We start from the raw sequence: 23,820 nt of genomic DNA, 5'->3' as shown, positions 1-23,820 counted from the left end.
TACACGATGTTGGAGGAAAAAATGAATGATACGTTTTGAAAGTGATTATGCAGAAGGTGCTCATAAGCGCATTCTGACTCGATTAATAGAAACAAATGAAGAGCAGACACCTGGATATGGGATGGATGAGCATTGTGAGAAAGCGAGATTGTATATTCAAAAAGCGTGTGAAGACGACAATGCAGATGTCCACTTCTTAGTTGGCGGTACCCAAACAAATACGACGATTATTTCTGCAATTTTGCGTCCGCATCAAGGAGCTATTGCTGCTACTACGGGGCATATTGCAGTACATGAAACAGGCGCAATTGAAGCTACAGGCCATAAAGTGCTGACTTTACCGAGTGCAGATGGAAAAATTACAGCGCAGCAAGTTAAAGATCTATATGATGCCCACTGGAATGATGTCACGCACGAACATATGGTTCAGCCAGGCTTAGTATACATATCTCATCCTAGCGAGAATGGAACGACTTACAGTAAATCCGAATTAGAGGAATTAAGCAAAGTTTGCCGACAATGTAGTTTGCCGTTGGTAATGGATGGCGCCCGCTTAGGATATGGACTCGTTGCACAGAACAGTGATCTATCGTTGGCAGATATCGCTAGACTTTGTGATGTCTTCTACATTGGTGGTACAAAAGTAGGCGCAATGTTTGGGGAAGCGGTTGTCATTATAAATGAACATCTTAAAAAGGATTTCCGTTATTTTATTAAGCAAAAAGGTGGCATGCTCGCAAAAGGCCGCTTGTTAGGAATCCAGTTTGAAACGTTGTTTGAAGATGGCCTATACTATGAAATTTCGAATCATGCAGTGGAATTGGCCATGCAAATACGAGAGGCATTTGTTGAAAAAGGCTATGCATTAAAATATGATTCTACAACAAATCAACAGTTTCCTATTTTACCGAATGATGTGTTAACTAAATTAAGTAAAAACTATTCATTTTCCTATTGGGAACAAGTCGATGCTAGCCAAAGTGTTGTAAGATTTTGTACGAGCTGGGCTACAAAAAGGGCGGATGTTGAAAAGCTGATTGAGGATATTAAAAATATATAAAAGCTGTATGACAAAAGAATCCATTTTGCTAAATGGATTCTTTTTATATCAAAATTTTTTGAACGAAATGAAATATTTTACAGTCTAATGAGGGAAGGAGGCGAAAACAATGGATATAGATATGATAAAGCGTGCAATCCGCGGTGATCATCAAGCGATACTTTCCCTTATTGAAATGGATGAAGAAATTTTATATCGCATGGCTTTTACATACATGAAAAATGAGCAAGACGCACTAGACGTGATGCAGGACCTAATTTTTAAGGCACTAAAAAAAATGCATACTGTTCAGCAGCCCGAATACGCGCGAACTTGGCTCGTACGCGTCTTAATCAATTGCTGTAAGGATCATATAGGTAAACGCCAACAAACTGTTCAACTAGAAGAATATCACTTATTTGAATGGGCCATCTACTCAGATATTGAGAAATTGTTAGAGCAACTAACCTTGTCTGAGCAACAACTTATCTATATGAAATATTTTCAGCAACTAAAAAACAAAGAAATTGCCGAACTTAATCAAATTCCTGAAGGTACTGTAAAGTCTAAGCTTCATCACATTTTAAAGAAGCTCAGACTCTTTGCTAGAGAAAAGGAGGACTGGCTATGAGTAAACAACCAATTGACGTTCCGAAGGACAAGCTGCAACAACTGCGCCTGGACGCATTGTGTAAAGTAAAGCGAGAAAAAACAACAAAAAAGCGCATCGTTTCTGTTGCTATCGTATTTTTATGTTGCTTAAGTTTATTATTTTCGATTCGTGTGTCGCCGACCATTGCAAACTATGTGGCAAAAATACCTGGCCTTGACGCTATTGTAACAGCGGTAGTAAGAGATAAAGGGATAAAGGATATTGTGGATAATCATTACTATGAAGAAATTAATGTGACACAACATAAAGAAGGCTTGGCGCTTAAATTGCAAGGGGTCATAGCAGATTATTCGGGATTTGTCCTTTATTATGATGCGGATGCGCCCTTTGAGTTATTTTTGGACAAAGTGCAATTGTTCCAAGGGGAGGATGAAATTGAATGCGGTTGTTCCTTTACTCATAATGCAAGTGATCAAACTAACATAACGTCTTCAGTCGATTTTAGTTTTTCAGAGCCTATCACCTATACTTCAAAGGATTTTAAAGCCATTTTTCACTTTAAAGATAAGGAAAAAGGCAATATTGCAATGACAATACCATTTACATTACAAAATGATATCGCCAAGGAAAAAGTGTTTACTGCGAATCGTACAGTTGATGTCGCTGGTCAGAAATTTACGGTGACACAAATTCGCCAGTCACCATTAAAAATGGCAGTCGATATTGAAGTTGATGAAGCCAATACAATGCAAATATTAGCACTAGAGGATATTGCAGTTGAAACGCTAAATGGAGAGCGGAGAGGAACACTTGTAGATCGCTCATCAATATATAAAAATAATGCCAATGGCAAATTCACGGTATATTTACAAAGTAATTATTTCAATGATCCACAGGAATTGACATTAAAGATTGGCGCTGTTCAAGCTGTGCCAAAGGGTGAGGATTTTATCGAAGTTGATTTTGCTACACAGGAAGTCATCTCAAAACCTGATTATTTAGATTGGGATATAGCTATAGAGGGACAAAGCTTAAAAACATCAGCAAAGAAATGGGATGATAGTGATCGACATATGTTCTTTACAACTGCTCAAAAGGCGGATGGCACGGAGTTAGAATATGCGGGTGGCTCTTTCTCAGATGATGATGAGTATCTATATGCAACGGAAACCTTTAAAAACTATGATGGTAAAGCCAAAATCAAAATAGACTATTTCTACAATCCTATTGGGAAAAATATTGAATTGAAAATACCATTAAAGTAAATTACAGATGTTCAAAAGGGTGGAGTTCCTTTTGAACATCTTTTTTAATAGTTAAGAGAGGGAAATTTTCTTTGAAAGAGAATGTTAACAATAATTAAAGTAAAGGAGTGGGTAGGCATGTTTCACCCAAAAGATGTTTTATCCGATCAGTTATTAGCGAATGCCAACGATCCAAGTTGGTACGTGCCCTTTTCTGAGTCTATTAAAAATCTAACTGAGGAAGAAGCTTTTTGGAAGGTAAGTGAAGAGAGCAATAGTATTGCAGAAATTGTACAGCATTTGCTCTATTGGAATAAGACGTGGCAAACAAGATATAAAGAAAATAGTGTACAGGCAGTTCAGGTGGTTGGAAGTAATGAAAGTACGTTTATTATGGCAAAAAATACAACATTTTTTGAATTACAGCAACAACTTTTAGAGGTGCTATTACATTGGCAAGAAATATTAACAGAACAACAATTAGAAAGCGAAGTTCAAGAATACTTTCATGCAAACTGGTGGCAAGTATTGGGCAATGTTACAACCCATAATGCTTATCATATCGGTCAAATTGTTTATATTCGGAAGATACAGAAGAGCTGGCATAACAGAGGAAATCATGACGGTGATTGAAACCGATAAACTAGATGAAATCGCTGATAGAAGCCTGTGAATCGCTGGTAAACTAGATAAAATCGCCGATAGAAGCTTGTGAATCGCTGGTAAACTAGATGGAATCGCCGATAGAAGCCTGTGAATCGCTGGTAAACTGGATGAAATCGCCGATAGAAGCCTGTGGATCGCTGGTAAACTAGATGACAATCCAGAAGTATTCTAGACTATATAAACTAACTCTTCAATCTAAAAAGACCGTTACAACGGTCTTTTAGATAGCAATGTTTCACTCGATATTTTCTAGATCTAAACACTTCGTTTCACAGTAATAGCCCTTGCCGCCAACATAAACCTTTTCTATTTCATTCTTGCTGTTGGTTGCTAATTTAACTAATATTTCAGAAGGCGAGTGTAAAGAATAACCTTGTTCAAATACATAGACTTCTTTTTGCAAGTGATGCTGTTCATAAAGGTAGCAAGCTAATGCACCATTTGAGGTTCCAGTCGCTGCTTCTTCATTGATGTCGTATAATGGTGCAAAATTCCTGCATATAATTCGATTGTCATCCAGAGTATAGAGATGCATCCCTACAACATTATAATACTTGCTGATTTCTTTAATTTTTTCAAAATTAGGTTGCAGTGCGTGTAATCGTGTTTCGTTTTGTAAAGGAATTAAAATATCTTTTAATCCTGTGGAGACAATTTGGATTGGATATGTACTATCTATAGCTTTAATGTCAAAGCAGTCGATGAACTCGTGTGAAGCTATAACATCATAGAATATCGGTTTGTTTTGTTCCATGAATATGATGCCATCTTTTATAGTAATAGTAAGGACACCGCTATTCGTTTCAATTGTATAGCGATCCTTGAAAAGTTTATTGTTATGCATCAGTATGGTGAAAGCGCCAATTGTGGCATGCCCACATAAATCAACTTCTTCTTTTGGTGTAAAATACTCAAGTTTATAATCAGCAATTACAGATGCTGATATAAATGCGGTTTCGGCATAGCCCAGTTGTTTGGCGATTGCCATTTTTTGAGTAGTGGTTAATGGATTCTCCATAAAAACCACTCCTGCTTTATTTCCCCCTTTAAGATTCTTGCTAAATGCACTTGCAACATAAACGGATATTTTCATATGACACCTTCCTTCTAGTAAATTGTAGCATAGAAAGTACTACCATAAAATTTTAAGACAATGCTTCTTTTTCGTCATTTTCCCAACTAATAAAGGGATTTCAATAGATTATTATATTTAAAGAGGAAATTGGAAATTTTATGATAAAATAATTATGGAGCTTGTAAAAAGGATTATAGGGGGATATATATGTTTATAACAGGAATACTTGGTATTTTTTCTTTAGTTATTTCAATCGCCATTCCAGTATTGTTGGTTCTTATCTCCATCTGGATTTATCAAATAAAAAGTAATAGCCAAATCCAAGTGGAACAAAATAAAGAAATAATCGAATTGTTAAAAAGAGGATGACATCCATAATTATTTTATAAAGATAGTCTTCTAAATTAACAAAAATCGCTCAGAAAACTTCTGTGCGATTTTTGTTTGGGTTCAGATGTTAGTGTGTGCTAAATGGAAATCGCCCTTAAAGATTCTCAAATCGCCCCGAAAGCGAAGGAAACCGCCACCAAACTATCGTGAATCGCCATTAAGACGCTACCAACGCGAACACAAAAAGTGTGCTATTGATTGCAGTCAATGGCACACTTTCTTTGTATGATTATACTTCTTCATTAAAGTAGATTTTATAAAATTTGCGATTCGTTTCCTCGTCATAACCGACTTCAATTAGCTCGTCCATTTGCTCGATATCACGGACATTCACTTGAATTTCTATTGCAGAATCACTCGCTTCTAAAAAAGCTAACTTAACATCGAATGCTTCTCTATTCCAATATTTGTTTTGAGTAAATCCGTATATGTTCTTCCAACTAGATTTGGACAAGTCGAATTGGTAGTAAGTCACGATCTCCTTTAATTACTTTACTTTGATGAATTCTTTCGTTACTCCTAGCATATCAAACACTCCTTTTTAGTTTTATTGTGTTTAGCTAACAATCTAGTGAACTGTTAGCTTGAATAACAACCAGAAGATTAAAATATTAGATATATAGAATCTAAGGTGATAGATAAGACAAGTACATTTATTTGAATTTAATGTAAAGCTGGTATCACCGAAAAAGAGAGGTTATTAAGAGTTTTTTTATGGTCGAAAGTCCAATCGATTATAAAAATTAGAGGTTGATATAATACATGAAAAATCCCCTTTATATGAACAAAGGAGGTATAAATATGGATCAATCGATACTAATAAATTTCATTAGTAATGTTGGTTTTCCAATAGTGGCATTCCTATTAGTATTTTGGAAATTTGATAAGTCATTAGCGTTATTGACTGAAGCAGTAAATAACAATACCCAAGCTGTACAGTTATTATTGCAAAAAGAAAAAAAGGAGGAGGGCGAACAAAATTGATGGGATATTAGCCTATATATTTTAATGATTCGAAAAAATATTATAAAAATGTTTGAGGTGATAGCGGTGGATGCCAGATTTGAACAAGAAGTGCTTGAACTGTTGACACCAAAAATTAAATCAGTGTTAAGACAAACAGATTGGCAAAATCGAAAGGATTTGGAGCAAGAACTGATTTTAATGGTGCTTTCAACGATAAAAAGAAAGGAATTTAAGCAACTACCTTCTTTTTTTGAACTTATGGATAAAGAAGAAAATATGTGAATGGAAATATAGAGAATTCTAAATGAAATATTATCAGTTGAGGGAATTAGGTGATGACAAGTGAGTTATAAATTTAGCCAAATTTTATTGCCAACTAGTAAATACCAAATTAAATCCCCTTACAAAATGACTCCACAATACATTACTGTCCACAACACTGCCAATGATGCTTCTGCAGCTAATGAAATTAAATACATGATGAATAACGACAAACACGTATCGTATCATGTCGTTGTTGATGATATAGAGGTTATTCAAGCAATTCCATTTAACCGAAATGCTTGGCATTGTGGTGATGGACATGGTAATGGAAATCGAAAATCAATTAGTATTGAAATTTGTTACAGTAAAAGTGGTGGAGCTCGATATACTGCTGCAGAGGAAAATGCAGTACAATATATTGCCTCCTTATTAAAACAGTATCGTTGGGGTAGAGAACGGATTAAAACCCACCAGTACTGGAGCGGTAAATACTGTCCACATCGAATTTTGAGTGAGAACCGTTGGAATAGTTTTTTGGAACGAATAGCACAGGCTACGAAATCGATAAAGGAGCAAGCAAAGATGAAAAACTCATTATCATTAACGGCAAAACAAGATTTAAAGTATTTATTAAAAGAAACACAGAAACGAGGTATTTTAAAGATTGACCACAGCGGAAAAGTAGATTCTATGACAGATGGAGAAGCTCTAGGCTTACTGATTTCAATAGTTAAGCGTACAATATAACTTTGAAAAGGCTGTGCTGAAGGTTTGAAAGATTAGCATAGCCTTTATTTATATATTCTTTTTTATGGAAACGTAACATATTAAGGTAATGGGCCTATTACAAACTTCTAAATTAAATATTATTGATAAAAATGTTTTGAAAATGATAATTTTTGTATTAAAATATAATGGAAGTTAAGTAAAAGAAGTTTTTGTAAGAGGTAGTAGCGCAACAAAATACTAATAATTGTAAGCTTTAATATAGCTAGTTTATACATATTGTAGATCAAATCGAGTGACTTTGGCCATTTTGAAAAAAAAGTGATTAAAGGTTGTGAAAAAAGATGTTGAGAAACAAAATGATTGCAGCTGTTATTACACTAATAATAGGAATATTTATTATTCCACTTTTTGTTGGCTCTTCATACAGCATTTCATATGGTATTTACGGTACTGCATTTACTGGACCTGCAATGCTTGTTGCTGTTTTGGTATCTATCCTGATTGAACATTATAGTAAAATTAAAAATATTATTGTCATGTATTTAAAGCATTTACTTTGTGCATTGGCCTATTCCTTATTATTTAGTTTGTTCACGTCAAATAAATATACTTTCAACGATAGTATTTATTTAACGGTCTCATTTAGTAGTATATATATAACAATATTTGTGATTTTTGATTACTTGCTGAAATTTTTATATAAAGGGCGTATTAAAAATTCCCATTAAAATGAATTAAAAAAGACCGTTAAAACGGTCTTTTTTCTAGTTATTTTGCCAACTATCATAGGAACGTCCAACGTTCACAAATTCGCTCCTTAAAAAAGGCCAAAGTCCTCCTATTTCTTTAGGACTATCTGGAACAGCTGAATAAATTATTTCGGGTCCCTTCTTCATTGAATAAATGTTTCGCATAAATTCATATGCTGGAAATCCATCCCTTTGTCCCGTTAATCGAACACTTCCAGTACGCGTCACTTTAATTACAAATGTATAATCAATTGCAGGTGCTCCTTTAACTAGAGGATTTTTCATAGCACATTTACAGTTAATATAAAGAATATCTTCAATAATATTGATATTATATTTTAAGCCAGATTTCGATGCTGTCTTTCTTCTTGTTATTCTCCATTTACCATTCACTTTGTCTTCTTGAATAGTTTGTTTTACTCGATTTGAACCCCTCACTCCATAATTAAATTTCGATGTATCAATAAGAAAACTTTGTGATGTTCTGTATGCTTTAGAATTCCAATCTGCATAATTCCGTGTATCACCATGGAAGCGTGAAGTTTTTGGATGGATAGGATGTTCTACATACTTAAAAGGTAAAAATGTGCGTAAGCGTAATTCTAATTTTGTCATAATATAACCTCCTAATTTTGTAATGTGTAATTGCTTACGTTTTTTAAAGGACATTTATTGAGCAAATAAACAACCCAATAATAAGAAATTAAATATTCGGTAATATGTTTGAGGTAATACTGGTAGATAGCAGATTTGAAGACTATTAAACCCCAAAAATAAATCAGTGCTAAGGCAAAAGACATGGAGCAAGAACAAATTTTATGGTGCTTTCAACGATAAAAAAAGGAATATAAACAACACTCAACTTCTTTGAACTTACAGATGAAGAGAATTAATGGAGATGGAGAAAGAATCGTATGTTTTAAAAAAATAATCAAAGTATACTCTTGGTAATTTAAGGGGAAGATAATTTTGCGAGAATTTAAGAGATGCTAAACAGAAGAAAGAAGCTGGGAAAATTCATACAGTCACGGACATACTTAAAGATGCAGATTTTAGTGCGGATAACATAAAGCTTGGAATTGGGATAATAAAAGGGAATATAGAGGATTATGAACGATTTTTATAGAAGATGAAGAACAGCAAAAATACCTCTTACACAATTTACAAAACTTACACTACCAAATAATAAACAATATTTATATGTTAAGTGATGCTGATTAATGGATGAAAATAAATTCTAATGAAGATTATTATATTTCTAACTTTAATGACGGAATTGAGATACGTATGGATAAAGATATTAGATATTGTAATACTTCAGCAGTGACCAATCCGTATTTTACACCGAACTTTATAGTGAGAGACTGAGTCATCTTCCAAATAAATTAATCGTTTTATGTATGAGTTCGGCAATGCAAAAATTGTTGGTTCTTATCTCCATATGAAATTATAAAGTGACCAAGTCCAAGTTAAACAAATTAGGGTTAATTGAGTATACAATAAATTGAAGGTTGTTAATTTATAAGATAGTGTTCGATAAAATAATAAAGTAAAAATCGCTCAGAATACTATTGAGCGATTTTTACTTTTCAAGGTTATAGTGTGTATATATTTATCTTGTGATAACAAGTAGCAGTTACTTTAACAGGTAGCTAGTGACATCAGTCGTTGCGTTGTAAAGTTCGTAATTAGTAATGTTCACTGTTACTAGTTTCGCAATATTCGAATCAGCATTTTTAAATATAACACTAAATTTTTTAACGGCTACTTTTGATGCTGTAACAACTTAATTTCTTTGCGCACATACCTCCATAAATTAATGATAAGCGATTGGTAGTAGTTTAAAGAGAACTGATTCTGAATACTTTAGATAAATTTCTAGGATAAATATATCTGCTCCACTAAACGTTGCTTGCTCTAACTGAAGTAACTTAAAAGGAAAGTTTAAGGTGATTTATCAACCATCTTGATAAAATTTTTTGCAACTTAATTAGTATTGAAATCTCTTCTTTTTGCAAATTCATACTCTTTTTTTATTTTGCGTAATGCGTGATTTTTAACCTTATTAATAGCTTGTTTTGAAACACCAAGCTCTAAAGCTAGTTCTTCTTCAGTCCATTCTTTCACAAAAATTAAGTACAGAATCTCTTTTTGCTTTGCGCTTAATGTGGAAACAATTTCGTATAGCTGTTTATCTTCAAAAATCATTTCCAGTTTACTAGGTTCAATAGGTGTATTGAATACAAAATCATAATAGTTTCGTTCATCTGCAATTAAATCAAGTAATTTTCCCCCTCCGTCTCCGTCATCGATATTTTTATCTAATATCAATTGATTTAATTTATTGTTATGACGATTTTTTTTATCAAATTTTTGAGACTCAAAAGTTAAAGTTTTTGAAAAATAACTAAGCAGCTGAATCTTTTTAACATGGATTTGAAAGATTTTTTCAATCATTTCTTTCTTGCAAATAGTAGGCTTTTCTAAATAACTTTGATAAAGCTCTTTAATTTCTGCATCATTTAAAAAGTTTTTTAGTAACCGATTTTGAATCAAAAAAACCAACTCCTTTACGCTTCATGGAATGGGGACCTATAGAAAATTAGATCTATTTCTACATGTTTTCTATTTATATAAAGGACTTTTCTTAAATCAAAATCAACTTATACATTTTATTAAATTTGTTAGGGAATTTTTGATTAATTTAGCGAGAAAAATCTTTTTTTAGTGGGAGATTAAGGGGAAATGATAATTTTAATACTTAATAAATAGAAGAACCTATATACGAATACATAAGATTTTCAAGAAAGTTAGTACAGTATTGGTTGGAATCTGATTTTAGTAAATAATTTTTTTATTAGGTTGTTAAAAATTTATAGTTAATCCCTTTATGGTGTGTTAGCAGCTAACTGAAAAATTATTTTAATGGAGGTTAAATTATGTCTTTCACAACATCCGAATACGTTAGAACGATTACAGTCTCAAAGTCTACATTAGAAAATATGATAATTGCTCAAAATAATACTGTTAGGTATTGGCGAGGTCAGCTTAATGAAGCAAATTTCAGATCTGGCATCATTACATTAGGTGCAACAGCTTTAGGCTTTGTATTTAAATCAACAGTAACAGGAGTGATTCTTGCAGTTCTTTCGGGAGCTTTAACGTCAGCCACTACATCATATAGAGAAACGGTTGCTTCGACTGCTTCATCAGGTTTAGATTACATTATTGAACTATTTTCAATAATGAAAAATAACCACATCTGTAGAAGTTCAATTACCTTATTTAGAATTCCGAAAAACAGCGACAGGTGAAGTGTCAACACTTATATCTGGGAAGGGTTCTGTTGTTAAATGGAATACCATAGGGGGAAGTATCCCAGGTTAAGGTATAATGGAAAATCGAATTGATAATAAAATTATTGTGACCTTTGGTTTTTAATAAATATTTGTTCATTACAAAAACAGCAACACCGATTAGATAATCGGTGTTGCTGTTTTAGAGTGCTAATGCATTATAACATGTAATATTGCATTAAATACTTCGTTATCAACAACTTGATATGTTTCTTCTAATTTTCCATCAATGAACAAAGAACCGTTATTTGAAAGATATAATTTAAATGCACCGCCACTACCGCTAAGTGAAACTATATAATCAATAGCTCTGAGTTCTGAGCGTTTTTGAACACGCTCTAAATCAATTGTTTTTAGAGTGGATAAAAGAGTAGTTAAACTTTCCTCGTTTAAATCCCGTATTGTTTCATTAGCAACATCAACAACAAAACCTGAATTGACTTTATTGAAATTAATCTCTGTCAATATGTCCTTAGCTAGTGATGTCGTTTTAAAAAATTTCATTGTGTAGAAAGATAAAAAAACAATGCAAACAAGTGAAAAGATGGATAAACGTAATTGCTTACTTGTCATTTTAAACCTCCTATAGACTAGTATTCTTAACATTAATTATAGCAAAGTGAAAAAATTTTTTAATAATTTCTCGCTATTTTTGATCGAATCCTATGAATCGTCCCTAAAATCAAAGAAATCGCCATAAAACCGGAGGAAATCGCCTCTAAAAACCAATGAAACGCCATTAAGAATTTGGAAGGGAGGCCCTCGACATGAACATTAACACAAAAAGTGTGCTATTGACTGCAGTCAACGGCACACTTTCTTTGTATGATTATACTTCTTCATTAAAGTAGATTTTATAAAATTTGCGATTCGTTTCCTCGTCATAACCGACTTCAATTAGCTCGTCCATTTGCTCGATATCACGGACATTCACTTGAATTTCTATTGCAGAATCTAGTTTGATTTTGCGTTTATAGCTTTTTTCAGCTTTGGCAATGGCGCTTTCAGATATTATGGTTTCATAAGGCTTGACTGAATTAACGATAATATCTTTTTGTGTTGAATCGGCTTCGTCAAAAACGGTTTCAATATAGTCGTTGACTTGGAATTCTTCTTCGCTGCGGAAATAATCGAGCGTTTTATTTAAAAGGCCCAACTTTTCAGTATTTGAAAAACTATCTTCTTTTAAAATATATTTTTTACATTCTGTTAATGCTAAGTTGGTTTTATGATAATGTTCGTCAGCTACTTTAATTTTCAAAAAACGTTCTTGCCAGTACACGACATCTTCTTTCTTTTTCGTTTTCATAAAGACAACGGGCGCTTCGTCAGCCCCCATATCGATGATAACGGCCATATTATTGATTTTCTTCACATTAATGCCGTCAATTCCATTGACAATTACTTTATTTTGTTCATTTTTTACATCTAAAAACATTTCTTTTTCTTCAATTTTAACAATAGCGATTACTTTTTTGGCCTCTGTTGCCATAAAACAATTGTCAAATAAGCCAATAAACAACTCGCCATCTTTAATATTGGGATGCCCAGAAGCACTATGTAAGTGTGTGGCAATATGCTTGGACTGTTCGAGAAAACTTGCTTCCTCATCAAAAATAGCTTTGACATACGTATACACTTCATTTAATCCAATATTCGTTTCATGGAAAAACTCATATTGTTGTTCAAAGTCGAGTTTGTTAAATGCTAATTGTGTAAATGCTGCTTCCAACATAACTTCTGGTTGCGACAATGCTTCCTCACCGAAAACTAATGAATCACTTACATAATGCACGACATACTGTGCTAATTTACTTTCACTTACTTCTAACATAATTTTCCACCCTTAATATAATTGTCTCGATAATTTACCTTAGCACAACCCGTGCAATAATGACATGGATTTTATATGTTGGGAGACCAGGAGTTGGGGCGGTGTAGACTTACTTACTACCAGCAACTTCATCGTATGCGACATTCCTAGAAGGAACAGTTCGCATTGACTGCAATATAGGTGTCAAACACTTGCGGCATTTATTACATTATTTGTGACGTTCAATGAAAATTTGCGGAGGCAACTTTTTTAATAATTTTCCTCTGTTTTCAATTGAAAGTAATGAAAAATTCTGATAAATTAATAAAAAAATATTTGAAAGGAGATTAAGAGGTTGAAAATTTAAAAAGTGCCTCGTACATATTTCAATGCTTTTATTTTAGTTGTCTTACTTGGAAACTGTAGTAGCTAACTATTCTAAAAAAGGTGTGATACCGTTGAATAGCAAATCTAAAAAAACACTCTTATTGTCGGTGCTAATAGTTGTGATAATTGCTGTATCGTACTATTTTATCGGACAAGCAAAACCACAACCTGAGGTTACAAGTGAATTAATTGAGATATTGCCAAACGGTGAAATGAAGGCAAGGATTATGGAGGAAATCGATGTTGAAACCATGCAATGGCTACGACAAAAAGAAGCGGATTTACAATTACTTATAGCACAACAAACAGGATTAAAGGGTGAAGATATTCTAGTTTCGACAACTTCCGGAGGAGATTCAAATAATCCAGAAATTACATGTTCCGTTATGCTCAACACTGCGTCAACATTTGATGACCAAATTATTCAAAATGTAGTAGACGGGATTATCGATATGTTCAAACAAGATAAGATGCGTGCAACGATTAGTAAAGAGAATATCGTCATTGCGAATAATAATAGTGAAGTACTTCATTAAAAATTATTGTGATATGCTCTCAATATATTAATTGTTTAATGAGTCTACAGCTGTGAGCATATTATGCATTAGTGGGTTTTTTTAATATTCAATGTAGTTGAACTAGATTAGTTGAAAAAACAAGAGCGATAATCTATCACTCTTGTTTTTTAATTTATTAATAGATTAATTTATAAGCTTTCTCAAAAAAACTATCAAAATTTCGTAGATTATCATTAATACCTATATCAGCGTATTCAGTGTGACTAGCAACTACTTTTGAAACAGCTATAGCAATTTTTCCAGCAAGCGAAGTACCGAGAATTATTCGAACAATTTTGTTATTAATTACTCTATCTAATACTTCTGGAGTAGCATGAATCCAAATTTCCCAAGCCATAGCTTCTGCTGAAACCGGAAAGCGTTCTCGGAATGTATTTAGGTAAATTTTACGAGCTTCTACTGCGATATTGTAACATTCCTTTAATGAACTTGCACATTGCACTGCTGTATTACCATGAATTAAAGATACTGCGATTGCTCGTTGGTATTTCACATTAATTTGAGCATTTTGAATGGATCCTACATTCACATTATCATTGATGTAATAACCATTTGCTTTGTAATCAAAATTACCATTATCTTCAGGGAATAGGGCCATATTTATCTCTCCTTTTTATAGTTTTGAAAGCAGTTTTTCCTAGGAATTTGTTTGATGCTTTCAATATTAAAAGGGACACTTTTGACCATTTATCAACCTTTAATATTAATTTTATTTCGGAAATTGTAGGTTTTATAAACTATATAAATAATTGAATTTAATAGTAACAAAATAATAGACTGTATTGTTATTGTAATAAGAACAAATAAGACATCGGCAAATAATACAATTTCACCGGGTGGCAATTCCTGAGTAGAGGTTGATAGCACTGTAATAAACGTAATGATTATTGAACAAAAGAAAGCTGTGTAAGCAGAAAGTACATGTTGAAAAAATAGAAGTTTATATTTACTAAACCAAAAGATAATATTGATAAGGACTAAGCTAAATGGGAAAAGTAAAAATTGATAAATAAACATATTTATGGATTCTTCTAGAAGTGTCCAATAAAGAATTTGGGCTAAAGATGAAACCACTATATTTGTAAATGCTACAATAAACGAGCTTTTATTTTTATCCATTGCTTCACCTCATTAATCTTTTTCACTATTTTATAAATATGGATTATTGTTTGTAAATGGAAAAGTAGAGGCAAACGATAGTAAATGACAAAGTAAGAGGGTGAATTTCTCTTCACTTTAGATAGACGTCAATAATTGCCTTTTGAAGCATCCTAAATGGGGTGCTTTTTTCTTTTCTAGATAGGAACACTTGACGAAAAAAATAGAATAGCCTATTTTTAAATTGATAACGATTCTCATTAGACAATGAGAATCGAGGAGGATATCAAGCAAAGGTAGGGGCAAAATCGTATGACAGATAAACATCTTTTTACTTATACGTTTTCACCACTTTCTGGCGCCATGCTTCAACTATATTTATTGTCTATGTTATTTTTTACAGCATCTTCAATTTTGACGATTATTTTTCCACTGGAAGCTGAGAAAAATGGTATCTCTGAAGGTGAAATTGGCTTTATCATGGGCATGACAATGTTTGTATCAATGGTTTTAAGACCGTGGGCTGGGCAGATGGTTGCAAAATATAGTGTGAAAAAAATGATGCAATGGCTGTTAATAGGACATGCTGGAACACTTATGATTTATGTTTTATTGGGAATCGATAGCATTTATGTTGTACGTGTATTGCAAGGAGTCGTCATCGCCTTTTTTTCAATGTCGATGCAATTGGGTATAAACGATATGTTAAAAAATGAGGACCGTGGACAAGGGATGTCCATGTATTCACTTTCTTCAGTCATGCCTTCTCTATATGGTCCTGTATTAGCTGTAGGGCTTTGGCAGCAAACAGATTCTACATATTTTATTGCTTGTCTTGTAGTATTAGCTATATTGCCATTACTTTTATTTATACGTACACCTTTACCACAAAACCAAAAAGTAAGCGTTACTTTTTCAATGAGCGAGTTATTAGGTGCTGTAAAAGAAACATTACGCCATCAAGGTTTAATAATTGCTTCTATTACGATGATAGTCGGTGCCACAATCATTGGGGCCATATCGACATTTTTACCGCTATATATGTTGAAGTACAATCTTGGCAATATTGCATTCTATTTATTTATCCAAGCACTTGTCGTTGTTGGAAGTCGTTTTATTTTGCGCAAGAGAATCCCATCTGACGGACATTGGCATCCGAAATTTATTGTTCTGGTACTGTTGTCGTCAATTATTGGCACGACGATGCTTGCATATGGGGTGCAGCTTGGATCTTCCATTTATTTTTCTGCAATTTTTAATGGAATTGCATTTGCTATGTTATATCCAACCATTATGACCTACATATCGTTTGTCATTCCAGAAGACAAAAAACATTTATTACTAGGTGTCTTTCTAGCGACCAATGATTTAGGATTTTCATTAGGAAGTTTCATAATGGGTATTGTTGTCCAGCTTACATCGTATGCCATCATGTTTATTGGTTGTACAATTGTGACGTGCTTAGCCATGGTGTTAGTTGTGCTCAAACGACATATTGACTAACAAAAATAATCCCTCTGCTTAATTCGTTGCAAGAGGGATATTTTACGTTATTTTTCTATTTCGACGATAATCTGTTCCATCTCTATTGTTTTCATAGCTGCTTTACTGTTCAATAATCGATATTTTCCATAGTCACTAACTCCATCATAATCAGCGAGTGTTGCTTTTGGTGTAATGATGAGCCTAGATGCATCTGGATGTAAAGCTTGGAACGTTTTACTCCATGACATATGGAAATCATCATTACTAGCTCCATATCCATAGTTGCTTTCATATTGATGTCCTAAATTATCTGTTACGACAATATCTACATTTGCCATATCCCAGTCATTTAATATTTCATTAGTAACAGCTTGCTCGTAATTAATTAGGAATGATGTTGGTGTAAACGTGATATTTTCAATATTTATTGAAATGCTATTCTGTTCATCATGTTGTTGAATGTTTTGCACTAAAACATTTGCTTTGTCTAAATGAAAACTAAATTGCCAGTCTCCTGTAATTCGTTGTCGGTCTGTTGTCAAATCAGAAAGGATATAGTCAAGCTTCCAATCGACATCGATGGAAGAAAACGTCTCTTTACCAAAAGTTATTGCTTTCCCAATATATTTATTGTGAGCAATTCTAGAAACCTCGTGTGTTCCATCTCCTCCATTATCTATTAATGGGATTCCTTTGATATGAAGTGTTTCCCCCATATATTTATTAGTGTCAATTGTATAGGTGACAATAAGCTTTTCTCCATCATATATGGCATCATTTACTTCTACCTTAATGCCATTGCTGTCAGCGATACCGTTTATTGGACTGGCAATTTCCGTGTAGTCTTCGGCTAAGCCATTGCTGTTAAAATATTTGAAGATACTTCCTAAAAGTGGAATCTCCTCAGCGTTAGCAGTAAACGATAAACTAAAGAGGGTAGAAGCCATTAAAACGAATGCAAGTGAAGCTACGGTTACTAAGTTTTTCCGCTTACTTTGTTTGCCGACGTGAATATTTTTCAAAAGTTCTTTTTTAACTTTAGCTTTGTCAAACGCACTGACTTCTATCTCTTCAAATTCTTCTATATCAATCTCCAAATTATTAAAGTGCTTGTAAATATCCTTCATACAACATTCCCCCCCATTAGAAATTGAGTTGCATGTATTTTTAGTTTCTTTTTACAACGATAAATTCGATTGTCGATGGAAGCTTTTGTTTTTCCAAGTGTGCGAGCGATGTCCTCTGAATGTTCTCCTAAAAAAAACTTTCTAATAAAGATTTGTTGATCGATAGGCTCAAGTCGGCCAATTAATTGCATAAGCTCCGACCTATTTTCATTTTGTAGCAAATCCTTTTCCGCCGAGTTAGAAGGGGCAGGCTCTAAGCAATCACTAGACACCTCCAAGTTTTTAGCAGCTTTTCGGTAATAATCAATGGCTTTATATTTCGCTATCGAACAAATCCAACTTTTGAATTTAGCAGAATCACCATTGAAATCTTTAGCATGATGCCAAATCGATAAAAAAATATCATTCACACATTCATCTACCATGCCTGCGTTATTAAAAGGTGACAGAACTTTATAAGAAATGCCTTTTATAAGCGCTAAATAGTTGTCCACAATATATTCGAGTGCGTCTTCTTTTCCTGATTGCAGACGCTTGATAAAATTTGTTGCATTCGATTTCATCTACAATGGCTCCTTCAAATTTTTGTAAAGGCCTTTACACTTACTATAACGAAAGAGCAGCATGAATTTCTCATATTTTTTTCGTAAAGAGAGTAGAAGATCATTCTGGGTTTTGTGGTGAAATCGTGGATGATAGATGCATGTTCAGCATTGCAGGAAAAGGGGATGGTCTATCATTTAGTTAGGAGGTATTCTTGTAGATTAACTCTGTTTTTATGTTTTAACAGCCGAATCTTTTAGAAAACAACCTAAAAATAACCAAAGGGTCTCAAAATTTTTGAAATCCTTTGGTTGAATGGTAAGAACTATGTTGGGGATGTATCAAGTAAATTAAGGAAAAAAGCTAAACCGTTTGAAGGGATATTTTCCTGCACGACTGACTGAGAGGAAGTGCATACACGTGGAAGACAAAGCGTGCCTTTTAGTTCAATGACTACTTCAGTTACAGACTGAATGCTTTGACTAATAGTAAGCAATATAATAATTTCTATGCAATTTGACTTATTTTGGAGGGTGGGCATAATATGGGCTCTACAATCAACATCTATGACACTACAATGAATTGCTGTTTCAGGTGGAGCACATAAGACGACCGTTTCAACATCTGAAAAGGGAAATACAGATTTACTGCAAATATCTCCGCTATCATTAATGAATTGTACGCAAACAAAGCCTTCTACTAAGAAATCAACTCTGTTCAGTAAAATCATTTCCCCACATTCATCTGCCATATGAACGCACTTTCTATTATCTGGACTAATTATTTCTCTACAATTGATTGAGTACCCTCTATTATTAGGAGAAAGAGGGTTTCCATAACAATCGGAGACATAACAAATTGTTTTTTGAATATCCTTTGCTGAATAAAGCTGATAATCGCCGTTCGGATGGTAATGAAACATGATTTTAAATTCTCCGCGACAGCTAGTTAGATTGACACTTTTGCCCTCACATTGGACTTCTATCGATTCAAGATGTGTAAAGGTAGCTGAAAAGGAGCTACCTTCGCGAATCTCTGCTTGTTTTTCATCATTGACAAAAACAACTAACGTATGGTCATAACCACTTTTAAAATTAATGCAGAGGGAACCACCAATTTGATTAATGCCATATGTTGTCCATAAATTGGTACGCTCCACTTGGCCGCTAGGAATAGCAAAGTCACAACAAATATAATCATCAAACTGTTTTCGCTCCAATTGAACAGTTTGTTTTAACTTTAAAACAGTTGTTTTATTTAGCCAATCGTATACTCTCGGAACCTTTACACAATGAACGGATGGATTTTTAGTATGCATGATGGTTTTAGCTCCTCCCTTCAATGTAATCATCTTTTCTATCTTATGTATTTACAGCAAATGTGGTCACGTCCATTGAACCAATGGGTCATTATTAAAGCACAGAATACAAGGAAAGGGTGCAAAAATATGATACACATTCCTTTACCTGCAACCAGTTTGACACTAAATACTACGGACATGCTTGCAAGAGTGGATAATCTATTTAATTTAACGTTACAGAAGTCTAAGCACTTTCTATAATCAAGCATTTACTATAAAAGAGAAAACCAATTTTGGTTAGGAAGGAGTTGAATTTAATTTATGTGTCAAGACGGAAGTGTTGTAGGAAACTTTAGTTGTTGTACGCCTAAAAAATATGTGCAAGATAAAGTATGTAATAGTTTTACTGTTGCAGGTGATGATGTAGTAGGTGCTGAAATTATATATGCGACAAATGCCAATGAAGTTATATTCGCGTCAGGTTTTATAAAAAATACTGGTAACTTCCCACTTTCTGTTCAATTTGTAAAAGGAGCTGATCCTGTTGCAGGTACAGGTGGAACAGTCGTTAGACAAACGGCAGTTCCAATTGGTGGAGCTTTCACTTTTACAATTTCAAGGTTCGATACAATTCGTGTATTTGCTACTGGTGCAACAGTAGCACTACCAGCTGCTGGTGAATTCTGTATCACTCCTCGTTATGAACTTTCTTAAATTTATTTGTAATCTATAGCCAGTTACTGGTATTTAGCCGCCAACTGGCTATTTTTATTTCAGTTTGCTTTTGTATCATTAGGGTAGTATTGATCTCTACGGAAGCGGCCATCTCGATGAGTACATAAATTTTTGTAACATGCTTGTGACATTGGTGTTTTACAATGCATGTGAGGTGAGGTAATGGGAGAGAATCGAAATCTTTCGAAAAGGAGTATTCTTTCGTTAATTTTAGTGTCTATCTTATTTGTAGCAGGATGTACTAGTAATAAGGAAGAAGAAAAAACAACAAATATAGAGGTAGGTACACTAGCAAGCAAGATGTCATTTTGGAATGAACAGAAAAAAGGTACAAATTTCATGAATTCTAAGTCCATTCCAGAAAATTATACTGCAGCTAATAAAGAAAATATTGAATTTATTCGCTTAGCGCCAGATAAATGGGCAAAGGACAGTGATTTTTTATTGAATGATCAGCCAGATTCAAATCCCGAAAAAGATTTCTTAATTGGAAATGCAGATCATTATGAAGGTATTATAGAAAAAGATTTTGCAGCATTAAAGGCAGACTTGGATGCTGCTTATGAACGAGGTTCAAAAGTAGTGTTAACTGTGTTAAGTCTGCCTGGAAATCGGTGGAGACAATTTAATAATTATCAAAATGATGATCGAATTTGGCAGGATACTAGTTATCACGAACAATCTGCGCAGTTTTGGCAAGATCTTGCTGTTCGATTAAAGGATCATCCAGCTATAGTTGGATATAATTTAGTGAATGAACCACATCCAGAAACAGCGACAGGATTCCATGATTTTTGGACACAGGATTATAGCGAATGGTATAGTCAGGTGGAAAATACAGCAGCAGATTTAAATAAATTGTATAAAACGATTGTAGAAGCAATTCGCTCTGTTGATCAAGATACACCCATTATTGTGAATTCAGGATTATACGCAACACCTTGGGCATTTGAGTATTTGAAGCCGATCAAAGATGATAATGTGCTGTATGCATTTCATATGTATGAACCATATGAAATGACAAGTCAAAATCGCAAACGAGGATTTGAGTATGCATATCCTGGCAAGGTGAAAGTGGGAGAACAAAAAACGGAACAAATATTTAATAAAGAAGCATTAAAAGATTTTTTACAACCTGTTGATAAATGGGCAAAAGATAACAATATTCCAGCTAATCGTATCATTGCTGAAGAATTCGGTATTAACCGAATGGTCAAAGGGGCGGATCAATATTTATCAGACCTTATTTCAATTTTTGATGGATTTGGCTGGCATTGGTCCTTCTATGCATTTCAAGAAGACACTTGGGAAGGCATGGATTATCAGTTAGGCGACCAAGCTCCGAAGTGGAAATATTGGGAGGCACTTGAAAAAGGAGAGCTACCAAATCGAGAAGAAATCGAAGTAGATAATCCATTATGGGATGCCCTGAAAAATGGATTAGAAAAGTAAAAGATATATATGCTGTAGCTATCGTATAAATGTTAGAAAAAAGGTGAAATCTTCTTTTAAGACTTTCACCTTTTTACTTTTGTTATAGGAAGAGTTACTTATTAGAAAGATAAGGAGTTTCTATAAAGTGAATATACTAATTGCTGATGATGAAAAACATATGACTGCTATTTTAAAAACCTATTTTGAAAAAGAAGGGTTTAATGTAAGTATTGCTTCTGAAGGAGAAGAAGCACTTGAAATTTTTTATTCAAAAAAAATCGATCTTGCAGTTTTGGATTGGATGATGCCTAAATTAAGTGGTATTGAAGTATGCAGAGAAATAAAGAAAGTAAGCTTAGCAAAAGTGGTCATGTTAACAGCAAAATCGACCAATGATGATGAATTTATGGCATTAGATATAGGGGCAGATGAATATATTCGTAAGCCCTTTGATCCACGAATTTTAATTTTAAGAGTGAAAAAAATGCTCGGAACAGATAAATTGGCTGAAATAAGAAATTTGAAAATTAATATGCAAAGTAAGAAAGTATTTAAAGGTGAAGAAGCCATTGTACTTTCTAAAAAAGAATATGAATTACTAAAGACTTTATATGAAAATAAAGGGCAAGTATTATCTAGAAATTCTTTGTTAGCAACGGTTTGGGGCTTGGACTATCTTGGTGAGGAACGAACAGTCGATACACACATTAATAGGCTGCGTGACAAAATTGGAGAGGATCATATAATAACCCATAGAGGAATGGGGTATAGTTTCAATGATAAAATTGAATAAAATTGGAAAAAAATTATTATTAATGGTGAGCGTGATTATACTCATCGTTTTCGGCGTTTCCTTTTTGTTAAATAATTATTTTTCCGCTGATTATTATTTGTATAAAATGAAAAATAAAGTTAACACCGTTTATGAAGAACTAAATGACTTAACTATTCAACAACTTACAAAAACTCAAGAAAATATCGAAAATGAACATAATGTTACAATTGTTATTGTTGAAAATGCTGGTAGTATCGCAGAAATTAATGAAAATATGCAATTTGCATTGTATAAAGACAAAATTGTTTTAAATAAATTTTGGATTACAGAGGAGGCTTTGAAGAAAGTAGATGAAGGACAAGCAGTAAGGCTTTTATTTAATCAAGGAAAGCTTAAGACGAGCCTTCTGACTGTGTTATACGAAAAGGATCAGCATTTAGTATTAGTAGGAACAGTAGTTGCGCATAATACAGATGCTTTAACAATCGTCAACCAATTATATTTATATTCCTTATTACTAGGAATTATAATTAGTACATTATTAGTAGCACTATTCTCTAAGAAAATGATTACACCTTTAGAACAACTAAAAAATGTAGCAAAAGATATTACAAATTTAAACTTTCAACAAGTAGAAATTACCTCAGGCGATGAAATTGAGGAATTGTCACACAGTATTAATGAAATGAGCAATTCTTTGAAAAATGTACATTCACAATTAGAAAAGAAAAATCGAAGTCTCAATACATTAATTTCTAGTATCTCTCATGAAGTGAAAACCCCTTTGTCATTAATACAAGCATATACAATTGGTATAAAAGATGGTTTAGATGATGACTCCTATACGGATATCATTTTAGAACAAGTAAGTTACACTTCAGAAATGGTCGATTATTTAATTAAACTATCTAAAATACACGAATTAGAAGTGAAAAAAGAGTCTTTCGAATTGAAGAGTCTTATACAAAAAATTATGAAACAATATAATATCTCATTAAAAAATAATAATGTACAGGTAGTGCAAAATTTCGATTTAATACAAAATTCCTTCATTTATGAAGATAGTAATCAAATAGAAATAGTCATGAATAATTTAATAAGTAATGCCATTAAATATGGAGAAGATCAGTTTTTTGAAATAAACCTAACAAATGAAAATAAAAACAAAATAAAGTTTTCTATACGCAATAAAACAACAAGCTTACAACAGGAGCAACTCCCGTTTATTTGGGATGCATTCTATGTAGCAGAAGAATCGAGGAACAAAGAAATTTCAGGGACTGGATTAGGATTGTCGATTGTTGCTAGCATCTTAGCTAAAAATGATTTACAGTATGAAGTGGTGTTAGTAGACTCGTATATTCGTTTTACGATATGGTTTGATTTAGTTGAATCAACATAAAACAAAGAACGAGCATCTAATTTGGTGCACGTTTTTTATTTTTAAGTGCCTT

27 protein-coding genes are annotated in these 23,820 nt (G+C 33.3%); 16 read left to right on the top strand and 11 right to left on the bottom strand.

From position 1 onward, the window contains the following. Positions 1 to 25 precede the first annotated feature (25 nt). The 4 genes from ACIQXI_RS10575 to ACIQXI_RS10560 all read left to right on the top strand — a co-directional run bounded on the left by ACIQXI_RS10575 (position 26) and on the right by ACIQXI_RS10560 (position 3,529). Positions 26 to 1,060: a threonine aldolase family protein gene (locus ACIQXI_RS10575; RefSeq protein ID WP_402924331.1), complete on the top strand. Its 1,035-nt coding sequence runs from the start codon at positions 26 to 28 to the stop codon at positions 1,058 to 1,060. Positions 1,061 to 1,169: 109 nt separating this feature from the next. Then, positions 1,170 to 1,670 (top strand): sigma-70 family RNA polymerase sigma factor, encoded by a 501-nt coding sequence (locus tag ACIQXI_RS10570; RefSeq protein ID WP_402924329.1) that lies wholly within the window; start codon positions 1,170 to 1,172, stop codon positions 1,668 to 1,670. Continuing rightward, positions 1,667 to 2,917 (top strand): DUF4179 domain-containing protein, encoded by a 1,251-nt coding sequence (locus ACIQXI_RS10565; RefSeq protein WP_402924327.1) that lies wholly within the window; start codon positions 1,667 to 1,669, stop codon positions 2,915 to 2,917. The genes ACIQXI_RS10570 and ACIQXI_RS10565 overlap by 4 nt, the downstream gene beginning before the upstream one ends. Before the next feature lie 117 nt (positions 2,918 to 3,034). Continuing rightward, the gene (locus ACIQXI_RS10560) at positions 3,035 to 3,529 is read left to right on the top strand and encodes a DinB family protein (protein ID WP_402924325.1); all 495 of its coding nucleotides are present in this window, start codon (positions 3,035 to 3,037) and stop codon (positions 3,527 to 3,529) included. Positions 3,530 to 3,797: 268 nt separating this feature from the next. Here the strand turns inward: ACIQXI_RS10560 and ACIQXI_RS10555 are convergent, their stop codons facing one another. Then, complete coding sequence (locus ACIQXI_RS10555; protein WP_402924322.1) at positions 3,798 to 4,655, bottom strand: PhzF family phenazine biosynthesis protein; 858 nt, start codon at positions 4,653 to 4,655, stop codon at positions 3,798 to 3,800. A 189-nt stretch (positions 4,656 to 4,844) separates the two neighbouring features. On the opposite strand from ACIQXI_RS10555, the gene ACIQXI_RS10550 reads away from it, so the two are divergent. Continuing rightward, the gene (locus ACIQXI_RS10550) at positions 4,845 to 5,006 is read left to right on the top strand and encodes a hypothetical protein (RefSeq protein ID WP_402924320.1); all 162 of its coding nucleotides are present in this window, start codon (positions 4,845 to 4,847) and stop codon (positions 5,004 to 5,006) included. A 250-nt stretch (positions 5,007 to 5,256) separates the two neighbouring features. Here ACIQXI_RS10550 and ACIQXI_RS10545 read toward each other — a convergent pair whose 3' ends face one another. After that, a complete protein-coding gene (locus ACIQXI_RS10545; protein WP_402924318.1) occupies positions 5,257 to 5,502 on the bottom strand; it encodes a hypothetical protein in 246 nt (81 codons plus the stop codon). A 326-nt stretch (positions 5,503 to 5,828) separates the two neighbouring features. Here ACIQXI_RS10545 and ACIQXI_RS10540 point away from each other — a divergent pair, with 326 nt between their 5' ends. From ACIQXI_RS10540 to ACIQXI_RS10525, 4 genes are all read left to right on the top strand, one after another. After that, a complete protein-coding gene (locus tag ACIQXI_RS10540; RefSeq protein ID WP_402924316.1) occupies positions 5,829 to 6,011 on the top strand; it encodes a hypothetical protein in 183 nt (60 codons plus the stop codon). A 66-nt stretch (positions 6,012 to 6,077) separates the two neighbouring features. Beyond that, positions 6,078 to 6,275, top strand: coding sequence for a hypothetical protein (locus ACIQXI_RS10535; protein ID WP_402924314.1), 198 nt, complete (start codon positions 6,078 to 6,080; stop codon positions 6,273 to 6,275). A gap of 60 nt (positions 6,276 to 6,335) precedes the next feature. Beyond that, positions 6,336 to 7,004 carry a peptidoglycan recognition protein family protein gene (locus ACIQXI_RS10530; protein ID WP_402924311.1) on the top strand — a complete coding sequence of 223 codons (669 nt, stop codon included), beginning with the start codon at positions 6,336 to 6,338 and terminating at the stop codon, positions 7,002 to 7,004. A gap of 323 nt (positions 7,005 to 7,327) precedes the next feature. Continuing rightward, positions 7,328 to 7,714 carry a hypothetical protein gene (locus tag ACIQXI_RS10525; protein WP_402924309.1) on the top strand — a complete coding sequence of 129 codons (387 nt, stop codon included), beginning with the start codon at positions 7,328 to 7,330 and terminating at the stop codon, positions 7,712 to 7,714. A 36-nt stretch (positions 7,715 to 7,750) separates the two neighbouring features. On the opposite strand, the gene ACIQXI_RS10520 is transcribed toward ACIQXI_RS10525, so the two are convergent. After that, positions 7,751 to 8,350: a DUF3238 domain-containing protein gene (locus ACIQXI_RS10520; RefSeq protein ID WP_402924307.1), complete on the bottom strand. Its 600-nt coding sequence runs from the start codon at positions 8,348 to 8,350 to the stop codon at positions 7,751 to 7,753. A 1,371-nt stretch (positions 8,351 to 9,721) separates the two neighbouring features. Further along, positions 9,722 to 10,291, bottom strand: a complete 570-nt coding sequence (locus ACIQXI_RS10515; protein WP_402924305.1) for a sigma factor-like helix-turn-helix DNA-binding protein — start codon at positions 10,289 to 10,291, stop codon at positions 9,722 to 9,724. A gap of 383 nt (positions 10,292 to 10,674) precedes the next feature. Here ACIQXI_RS10515 and ACIQXI_RS10510 point away from each other — a divergent pair, with 383 nt between their 5' ends. Then, complete coding sequence (locus ACIQXI_RS10510) at positions 10,675 to 11,049, top strand: hypothetical protein (RefSeq protein ID WP_402924303.1); 375 nt, start codon at positions 10,675 to 10,677, stop codon at positions 11,047 to 11,049. Positions 11,050 to 11,241: 192 nt separating this feature from the next. Here ACIQXI_RS10510 and ACIQXI_RS10505 read toward each other — a convergent pair whose 3' ends face one another. Together ACIQXI_RS10505 and ACIQXI_RS10500 are read right to left on the bottom strand one after the other, a co-directional pair. Continuing rightward, positions 11,242 to 11,664, bottom strand: a complete 423-nt coding sequence (locus ACIQXI_RS10505; RefSeq protein WP_402924301.1) for a hypothetical protein — start codon at positions 11,662 to 11,664, stop codon at positions 11,242 to 11,244. 256 nt (positions 11,665 to 11,920) lie between these two features. Then, positions 11,921 to 12,925 carry a nucleoid-associated protein gene (locus tag ACIQXI_RS10500; protein ID WP_402924300.1) on the bottom strand — a complete coding sequence of 335 codons (1,005 nt, stop codon included), beginning with the start codon at positions 12,923 to 12,925 and terminating at the stop codon, positions 11,921 to 11,923. A gap of 437 nt (positions 12,926 to 13,362) precedes the next feature. Here ACIQXI_RS10500 and ACIQXI_RS10495 point away from each other — a divergent pair, with 437 nt between their 5' ends. Continuing rightward, positions 13,363 to 13,827 (top strand): hypothetical protein, encoded by a 465-nt coding sequence (locus tag ACIQXI_RS10495; RefSeq protein ID WP_402924298.1) that lies wholly within the window; start codon positions 13,363 to 13,365, stop codon positions 13,825 to 13,827. A 157-nt stretch (positions 13,828 to 13,984) separates the two neighbouring features. On the opposite strand, the gene ACIQXI_RS10490 is transcribed toward ACIQXI_RS10495, so the two are convergent. Then, positions 13,985 to 14,467 (bottom strand): hypothetical protein, encoded by a 483-nt coding sequence (locus ACIQXI_RS10490; RefSeq protein WP_402924296.1) that lies wholly within the window; start codon positions 14,465 to 14,467, stop codon positions 13,985 to 13,987. 92 nt (positions 14,468 to 14,559) lie between these two features. Then, complete coding sequence (locus tag ACIQXI_RS10485; RefSeq protein WP_402924295.1) at positions 14,560 to 14,988, bottom strand: hypothetical protein; 429 nt, start codon at positions 14,986 to 14,988, stop codon at positions 14,560 to 14,562. A 291-nt stretch (positions 14,989 to 15,279) separates the two neighbouring features. Here ACIQXI_RS10485 and cntE point away from each other — a divergent pair, with 291 nt between their 5' ends. Next, the gene (cntE, locus tag ACIQXI_RS10480; protein WP_402924293.1) at positions 15,280 to 16,470 is read left to right on the top strand and encodes a staphylopine family metallophore export MFS transporter CntE; all 1,191 of its coding nucleotides are present in this window, start codon (positions 15,280 to 15,282) and stop codon (positions 16,468 to 16,470) included. Between the two features lie 47 nt (positions 16,471 to 16,517). Here the strand turns inward: cntE and ACIQXI_RS10475 are convergent, their stop codons facing one another. From ACIQXI_RS10475 to ACIQXI_RS10465, 3 genes are all read right to left on the bottom strand, one after another. Further along, a complete protein-coding gene (locus ACIQXI_RS10475) occupies positions 16,518 to 17,579 on the bottom strand; it encodes a DUF4179 domain-containing protein (RefSeq protein ID WP_402924291.1) in 1,062 nt (353 codons plus the stop codon). Beyond that, positions 17,576 to 18,142 (bottom strand): sigma-70 family RNA polymerase sigma factor, encoded by a 567-nt coding sequence (locus ACIQXI_RS10470; RefSeq protein WP_402924289.1) that lies wholly within the window; start codon positions 18,140 to 18,142, stop codon positions 17,576 to 17,578. The genes ACIQXI_RS10475 and ACIQXI_RS10470 overlap by 4 nt, the downstream gene beginning before the upstream one ends. A gap of 305 nt (positions 18,143 to 18,447) precedes the next feature. Then, on the bottom strand, positions 18,448 to 19,440 hold the full coding sequence (locus ACIQXI_RS10465; protein ID WP_402924287.1) for a BMQ_0737 family morphogenetic spore coat protein: 993 nt from the start codon (positions 19,438 to 19,440) through the stop codon (positions 18,448 to 18,450). A gap of 303 nt (positions 19,441 to 19,743) precedes the next feature. Here ACIQXI_RS10465 and ACIQXI_RS10460 point away from each other — a divergent pair, with 303 nt between their 5' ends. The 4 genes from ACIQXI_RS10460 (at position 19,744) to ACIQXI_RS10445 (ending at position 23,768) form a co-directional block, all read left to right on the top strand. Further along, positions 19,744 to 20,136 carry a DUF3992 domain-containing protein gene (locus ACIQXI_RS10460; protein ID WP_402924285.1) on the top strand — a complete coding sequence of 131 codons (393 nt, stop codon included), beginning with the start codon at positions 19,744 to 19,746 and terminating at the stop codon, positions 20,134 to 20,136. 321 nt (positions 20,137 to 20,457) lie between these two features. After that, the gene (locus ACIQXI_RS10455; RefSeq protein ID WP_402925738.1) at positions 20,458 to 21,609 is read left to right on the top strand and encodes a glycoside hydrolase family 5 protein; all 1,152 of its coding nucleotides are present in this window, start codon (positions 20,458 to 20,460) and stop codon (positions 21,607 to 21,609) included. 127 nt (positions 21,610 to 21,736) lie between these two features. Further along, positions 21,737 to 22,384, top strand: a complete 648-nt coding sequence (locus tag ACIQXI_RS10450; RefSeq protein ID WP_402924283.1) for a response regulator transcription factor — start codon at positions 21,737 to 21,739, stop codon at positions 22,382 to 22,384. Next, a complete protein-coding gene (locus tag ACIQXI_RS10445) occupies positions 22,368 to 23,768 on the top strand; it encodes a sensor histidine kinase (protein ID WP_402924280.1) in 1,401 nt (466 codons plus the stop codon). The genes ACIQXI_RS10450 and ACIQXI_RS10445 overlap by 17 nt, the downstream gene beginning before the upstream one ends. Positions 23,769 to 23,820 lie beyond the last annotated feature (52 nt).

It is taken from the genome of Lysinibacillus sp. NPDC097195, assembly GCF_044762075.1.
GTDB lineage: Bacteria > Bacillota > Bacilli > Bacillales_A > Planococcaceae > Lysinibacillus.
The sequence above is the reverse complement of the archived record's forward strand: the minus strand, read 5'-3'. Positions and strand labels throughout refer to the sequence as shown.

Excerpts from the sequence above, each read along its gene's own strand:
- ACIQXI_RS10575 (WP_402924331.1), top strand. The coding sequence starts at position 26 with ATGATACGTTTTGAAAGTGATTATGCAGAAGGTGCTCATAAGCGCATT.
- ACIQXI_RS10570 (WP_402924329.1), top strand. The coding sequence starts at position 1,170 with ATGGATATAGATATGATAAAGCGTGCAATCCGCGGTGATCATCAAGCG.
- ACIQXI_RS10565 (WP_402924327.1), top strand. The coding sequence starts at position 1,667 with ATGAGTAAACAACCAATTGACGTTCCGAAGGACAAGCTGCAACAACTG.
- ACIQXI_RS10560 (WP_402924325.1), top strand. The coding sequence starts at position 3,035 with ATGTTTCACCCAAAAGATGTTTTATCCGATCAGTTATTAGCGAATGCC.
- ACIQXI_RS10555 (WP_402924322.1), bottom strand. The coding sequence starts at position 4,655 with ATGAAAATATCCGTTTATGTTGCAAGTGCATTTAGCAAGAATCTTAAA.
- ACIQXI_RS10550 (WP_402924320.1), top strand. The coding sequence starts at position 4,845 with ATGTTTATAACAGGAATACTTGGTATTTTTTCTTTAGTTATTTCAATC.
- ACIQXI_RS10540 (WP_402924316.1), top strand. The coding sequence starts at position 5,829 with ATGGATCAATCGATACTAATAAATTTCATTAGTAATGTTGGTTTTCCA.
- ACIQXI_RS10525 (WP_402924309.1), top strand. The coding sequence starts at position 7,328 with ATGTTGAGAAACAAAATGATTGCAGCTGTTATTACACTAATAATAGGA.
- ACIQXI_RS10520 (WP_402924307.1), bottom strand. The coding sequence starts at position 8,350 with ATGACAAAATTAGAATTACGCTTACGCACATTTTTACCTTTTAAGTAT.
- ACIQXI_RS10510 (WP_402924303.1), top strand. The coding sequence starts at position 10,675 with ATGTCTTTCACAACATCCGAATACGTTAGAACGATTACAGTCTCAAAG.
- ACIQXI_RS10505 (WP_402924301.1), bottom strand. The coding sequence starts at position 11,664 with ATGACAAGTAAGCAATTACGTTTATCCATCTTTTCACTTGTTTGCATT.
- ACIQXI_RS10500 (WP_402924300.1), bottom strand. The coding sequence starts at position 12,925 with ATGTTAGAAGTAAGTGAAAGTAAATTAGCACAGTATGTCGTGCATTAT.
- ACIQXI_RS10490 (WP_402924296.1), bottom strand. The coding sequence starts at position 14,467 with ATGGCCCTATTCCCTGAAGATAATGGTAATTTTGATTACAAAGCAAAT.
- ACIQXI_RS10485 (WP_402924295.1), bottom strand. The coding sequence starts at position 14,988 with ATGGATAAAAATAAAAGCTCGTTTATTGTAGCATTTACAAATATAGTG.
- cntE (WP_402924293.1), top strand. The coding sequence starts at position 15,280 with ATGACAGATAAACATCTTTTTACTTATACGTTTTCACCACTTTCTGGC.
- ACIQXI_RS10475 (WP_402924291.1), bottom strand. The coding sequence starts at position 17,579 with ATGAAGGATATTTACAAGCACTTTAATAATTTGGAGATTGATATAGAA.
- ACIQXI_RS10470 (WP_402924289.1), bottom strand. The coding sequence starts at position 18,142 with ATGAAATCGAATGCAACAAATTTTATCAAGCGTCTGCAATCAGGAAAA.
- ACIQXI_RS10465 (WP_402924287.1), bottom strand. The coding sequence starts at position 19,440 with ATGCATACTAAAAATCCATCCGTTCATTGTGTAAAGGTTCCGAGAGTA.
- ACIQXI_RS10460 (WP_402924285.1), top strand. The coding sequence starts at position 19,744 with ATGTGTCAAGACGGAAGTGTTGTAGGAAACTTTAGTTGTTGTACGCCT.
- ACIQXI_RS10455 (WP_402925738.1), top strand. The coding sequence starts at position 20,458 with ATGTCATTTTGGAATGAACAGAAAAAAGGTACAAATTTCATGAATTCT.
- ACIQXI_RS10445 (WP_402924280.1), top strand. The coding sequence starts at position 22,368 with ATGATAAAATTGAATAAAATTGGAAAAAAATTATTATTAATGGTGAGC.